Source organism: Arthrobacter sp. P1_B4, from assembly GCF_056406555.1.
Genome location: NZ_JBFTZW010000144.1, coordinates 1 through 4915 on the forward strand (window position 1 = coordinate 1; position 4915 = coordinate 4915).

A 4915-nucleotide genomic window follows, 5' to 3' on the forward strand; every position below is an offset into this window, starting at 1 on the left:
AGGCTCTGGTCTGAGAGCGCCATCGACCCAGCACCGCTTGGCAGCAGATGCAATGACCATCGACGAGGTGGTGTCTTAGTCCTCGACCAGGGTGCGGTGTCCTTCCGCGCAACCGCCAGACTGTCGCTCCATGCCATTGGGCGGCACGGTGGCCGGTTGCCAGCCGCCGGGGCGTTCCCGCAGGCGGTTCGGACCGGCCGAGGCTGCGAGGCATAACCCGATCAGTGGACTCTCTGGCTGCCCACAGGAAGCCGGGCTACTATCCGGCTGTCACTCCGTTTAGAAAAGGAGAACCCCTTGTCTGAAGAATCAGCAGGGAGCGTCGTGCTGGTGATGCACGATCTGCCGGCCGCGGAGGGCTGCGGTGTCATGGCCGTCCAGAACGCGGCGCTGTCCCTTGCCGGCGCTATCGGCCGTGGAGCCTGYCGATGCCTGGCTGGTCGCGTCGGCGGTCCGGTCCCGCGGCCAATGCCTTGGGTTACGGGCTGATGTCTACAGACCAGGTGCCCACAACCCGGCGCCCTCTCGGCCGGGGTCACAGCATGGCCAGGCACTCGGTCGGGGCCGAGACACTGATCAAAGCCCGAAGCTCCACCGTCTGGGACGTCATCACCGATGCACGGAACTTCACCGTCTGGGAATCCGGCATTACGCACATCAGGGGCGAGTTGCGCAACGGTGGCACCATCAGAATCCGAACCCACACCGGAGGGGAGCGCACCTTCCGGCTGCGCGTGCAGCAGATGCCCGGCGAGGTGATGACCTGGACCCAGGGCTTGCCTCTGGGCCTGCTCACCGGGGTGCGCACCTTCACGCTTGAACCGGTGGGCGGCATGACGCACCTGCTCGTAAGAGAAGAGTTCACTGGCCCGCTTTGCGGGCTGCTGCTCCGGGAGTTTGCGTCCGACACGCAGCAGGCTTTCACCGATTACGTTAGCGCGGTCAGGAAACGCGCCGAAATCCTCGGCCGACACGTTCGAACCACGGGATGATGAGCGCCATCGGAGAAGCGTGCAGTGTCCAAGAGCGCCCGACGCTGCCCGAGCGTGCTCTGGGCCATACTCCCCGACGGACCTCTAGTGGCGGTCTGAGGTTACGACACCGGTTGTCTGCAGAACACCTTCAGAAAAGCCACGGATCCACCCCCGCGGGCCCTTGTTGGGTCGGCACTATCGGTTTACTGTGGGGCCTGTCGGGCAGTGTGCGCATGGATGCACGCTGGATGGGGACCGGACGGGATCATCCAGCACGCCTTCGGTGCCCTAAAAGCGAAGGAACGTAATGGCGATGATGGCTGAACCGGAAATCCACCCGCCGCCCCCTTTGGCTGGCCGGGGCGTCTATCTGCTGGACGACCACGAGGTCGTGAGACGGGGCCTGCGCCATCTACTGGAGTCCGATGGTCTCAGCATCGCCGGAGAATCAGGATCCGCGCGCCGGGCGTTCCGGCGAATCCCTGCCCTCCGCCCGGAGCTGGTCATCCTTGACGATGATCTCCCCGACGGTTCAGGTGCCGACGTGTGCCGGGCCATCGCTGCGGCGGACCCGACCATCCGGTGCCTCCTGATGACCGGAGATGCCAACGAAACCGTGCTGATCGACTCGATTCTGGCCGGCGCATGGGGGTGCCTGTCCAAACAGGACGGCAGCTGCGAACAGCTCAGGCTCATCCGCCGTGCCCTGGCCGGGCACACCGCGTACAGCGGCCGGTTCCGGACCGCGCTCGTTACCCCGCTCGTCGGGCCCGCAACCCAGTCCCTGGATAGGAGACTCCTGACCCTTACGAGACAGGAAATGAATACCGCCATCCGACTGGGGAGAGGGCTGACCAACCGCCAGATCAGCCAGGAAATGTCGCTGGCGGAAAAGACCGTGAAGAATCTGACCTCAACCATTCTGAGGAAACTCGGCATGGCGAGCAGGACGCAGGCCGCCGTGTTCATCACCAGGGCGCTGAATTCTTCTGACGACCCTGCCGACGGCGGATACCGGTTTAGCCCATCCCCGGCTCTGATCGCGGAGGTCACGGCAGCGCTGCTGGCCTGCACCAGCGAGTCCTGCACCGTGCCGCCCACAGACGAAGTGCGGGCAAGGGGCGTCCGGCGGCTTACCGACGCACTCATGGCGGCCCGGACCGATCGGATGGGACCCCACCTGCTGCCCGGCCGGACTTAAAAACCCGGAATGCCGCGAACCGCGCTCCCGGTGAGAGGCTGCGCATTCAGTACAGTAGCGGTGGCCGTTCTTCTGCCGATCCACGACCCCAGGCAATCGGTGGACACCGGGCGTTAGTGCGAGCACTTGATTGTGTCAGCGAGACAGCAGTACGCCGACCTGGGTCCGGATGTCCTGAACAATCTCGTCGATGCTCAATGCGGCGTTCACGGTCGCTGCCATGCTGAGGAACATGATGGCGCTGACGATGCGGGCCGTCGTAGCGGCATCCTGCGCACGAGGCAGCTCCTGCCTGCCCAGGACGGCAGCGATGGCCTCCTCGGTCTGCGCGACGATGGAGAGGGCCTCAGCGTGACGGGGCTCCGCGGGATCACCGAAGACCATTTCCCGCAGGTACGTGCGTCCGTTGTCGACCTGGACGCGGTTGCATTCCACGATCGGCCGTACGATTGCCAGCACCGCATCGAGGATATCCGGGGTGGTTTCGGCATCAGCCCGACCCTGCTGAAGCGCTTCGGCGTAGTGTGCGTTCTGCACGAGGAGGAGGAGTTCGCCTTTGGTCTTCGCGTAAAGGAACAGGGTCCCGGTGCCGATGTCCGCCTTGTCGGCGATCTGCTGGGTCGTGACATCCTCGATGCCGTGCTCGGCCAGCAGTTCGCTTGCCGCGGCCGTGATGCGGTCCAGCTTCTGCTGCTTGTTCCGCTCGCGCCGTCCGACCGGCTGGGAGGCGAGAGACATGGTGATGGATCCTCCGGAATAGATTCTGACTGCACTCAGTTATGAGTGTAGTCACTACTGTGTGGGTTCGAGTGTTCCTTCGTTCATTCTCCCACGCAAGGGCCGAACCCCGGTGTTCCGTCCCGGCGGAGTGGTGGCGCTATTACCCGCGACGCAAAGGACCGCACACATGACTTCCTCCCTCTGGCAACCCTTCACCCTCGGCAATGTGGGGCTGCCGCACCGGCTCGCGCTGGCCCCGCTGACCCGGAGCCGCGCAAACCCGGACGGCACCCCCGGGGAACTGGCCGCCGAGTACTACGGCCAACGCGCCTCGCTCGGGCTGATCATCACCGAGGGCACACAGCCGTCCGAGGACGGCCAGGGCTACCTGAACACCCCCGGCATCTACACTCCCGAACACATCGAGGGATGGCGAAAGATCGCCGACACGGTCCATGCCGGCGGCGGAGCCCTGTTCATCCAACTGATGCACGTCGGCCGGATGTCGCACCCGGATAACACCCCGCACCACCGTCAGCCCGTTGGCCCATCGGCGATCTCGGCCGAGCAGGACATGTTCACTCCAACGGGCCCGCAGAAGACGCCGGTGCCGCGTGAGCTGACTGCCGAAGACATCCAGGCCACCATCGCCGGGTTCCGCCACGCCGCAGCCTCCGCTATCGCAGCGGGAGCGGACGGCGTGGAGATCCACAGCGCAAACGGGTACCTGCTCCACCAGTTCCTCTCGCCCAACTCGAACCACCGCACGGACGAATACGGCGGATCCGTGGAGAACCGGTCCCGGTTCGTCGTCGCGGTCGCCCGCGCGGTGGCCGAGGAGATCGGGGCAGACCGGACCGGCATCCGCATCTCACCGGCGTTCCCGCTGGGCGGAATCAACGAAGGGGATCCCGCCGACGTCCGGACACAGTACCGCCACCTGGTCGGCGAACTCGCCACACTGGACCTTGCGTACCTGCACGTACACCACCTCGGTGACGACGAACTGCTGCGGTCCTTCCGCGACGCGTGGCCTGCAGCCACCCTCGTCGTCCGCTATGGGCGCGACCGTGAGCAGATTGCCGACGACATCGACGCCGGGCTCGCGGACATCGCGCCGCTGGGCCGCTTCGCCCTGGCGAACCCCGACATTGTTGAGCGACTGCGCACTGGTGCGCCACTGAACGAGGTGGACCCGGCAACCCTGTATGGCGGCGGCGCGGCCGGGTACACCGACTATCCGGCCCTGGCACACGCCTAATCGTCTGCCGCGGGCCGTCCGCCGCCGACCTTACATACCCCGTACCGATCAGAAAGAAGAAACAGCCATGCCCTCACTTAACGGAGCAGTCGTCCTCATCACCGGAGCCAACGGCGGAATCGGCACGCAGTTCGTGCACGAAGCCCTCGCCAGGGGAGCTGCAAAGGTTTATGCGTCCGCCCGCACCCCCCGCACTTGGAACGACGAGCGCATCGTTCCGCTCGCCCTGGACGTCACCGACCCGGCCTCCATCCAGGCAGCGGTCGAGGCGGCACCGGATGTGACCGTGCTGATCAACAACGCCGGCGCGTCGGTCTCCAGTGCCGGGATCCTCACCCACACGGACGAGGAGATCCGCAGGAACGTCGAGACGAACTTCCTCGGGCCGCCCTCTGGTCCGCGACCAACTCCCTCCGCCTCGAACTCGCTCCCGCCGGCGTGCACGTCGTCGGCGTCCACGTCGCATACGTCGACACCGCGATGGCCGCGCACGCCACCGGCCCGAAGCTCGACCCGGCCGTGCTGGTGCGCACCGTGTTCGACGCCACTGAGGCAGGGGAGTACGAGGTCCTCGCCGACGGCACGTCTGTCCAGCTCAAGGCCGGACTCAGCGCACCCCTCGAAGCGGTCTACCCGCAGTTGGTGGACACAGACGCGTAAGGGAACAACCGGTGCCACCGCGTTCACCAAAAGTGAGCGCGGTGGCACCGATGCTCTCACCCGAATCGATCGCCTGGTGCTTTGGCCTTCACGTCACAT

Annotated in this window: 5 protein-coding genes and 1 pseudogene; 5 read left to right on the plus strand and 1 reads right to left on the minus strand. The window is 65.8% G+C overall.

The genetic code is table 11. The annotated features are described in order from the left end of the window. Nucleotides 1-297: 297 nt before the first annotated feature. The 3 genes from AC1D1W_RS19855 to AC1D1W_RS19865 all read left to right on the plus strand — a co-directional run bounded on the left by AC1D1W_RS19855 (nt 298) and on the right by AC1D1W_RS19865 (nt 2175). Complete coding sequence (locus tag AC1D1W_RS19855) at nt 298-489, plus strand: hypothetical protein (protein WP_476944602.1); 192 nt, start codon at nt 298-300, stop codon at nt 487-489. A 53-nt stretch (nt 490-542) separates the two neighbouring features. Next, nucleotides 543-992, plus strand: a complete 450-nt coding sequence (locus tag AC1D1W_RS19860) for an SRPBCC family protein (protein WP_459384580.1) — start codon at nt 543-545, stop codon at nt 990-992. A 289-nt stretch (nt 993-1281) separates the two neighbouring features. Further along, nucleotides 1282-2175 carry a response regulator gene (locus AC1D1W_RS19865; RefSeq protein WP_476944603.1) on the plus strand — a complete coding sequence of 298 codons (894 nt, stop codon included), beginning with the start codon at nt 1282-1284 and terminating at the stop codon, nt 2173-2175. A 135-nt stretch (nt 2176-2310) separates the two neighbouring features. On the opposite strand, the gene AC1D1W_RS19870 is transcribed toward AC1D1W_RS19865, so the two are convergent. Beyond that, complete coding sequence (locus tag AC1D1W_RS19870) at nt 2311-2913, minus strand: TetR/AcrR family transcriptional regulator (protein ID WP_028276654.1); 603 nt, start codon at nt 2911-2913, stop codon at nt 2311-2313. Nucleotides 2914-3082: 169 nt separating this feature from the next. Here AC1D1W_RS19870 and AC1D1W_RS19875 point away from each other — a divergent pair, with 169 nt between their 5' ends. Both AC1D1W_RS19875 and AC1D1W_RS19880 read left to right on the plus strand, forming a co-directional pair. Continuing rightward, on the plus strand, nt 3083-4156 hold the full coding sequence (locus tag AC1D1W_RS19875) for an alkene reductase (protein ID WP_476944604.1): 1074 nt from the start codon (nt 3083-3085) through the stop codon (nt 4154-4156). A 67-nt stretch (nt 4157-4223) separates the two neighbouring features. Further along, nucleotides 4224-4816 (plus strand): annotated as a pseudogene (locus AC1D1W_RS19880) (SDR family NAD(P)-dependent oxidoreductase). The last annotated feature ends 99 nt before the right edge of the window (nt 4817-4915 follow it).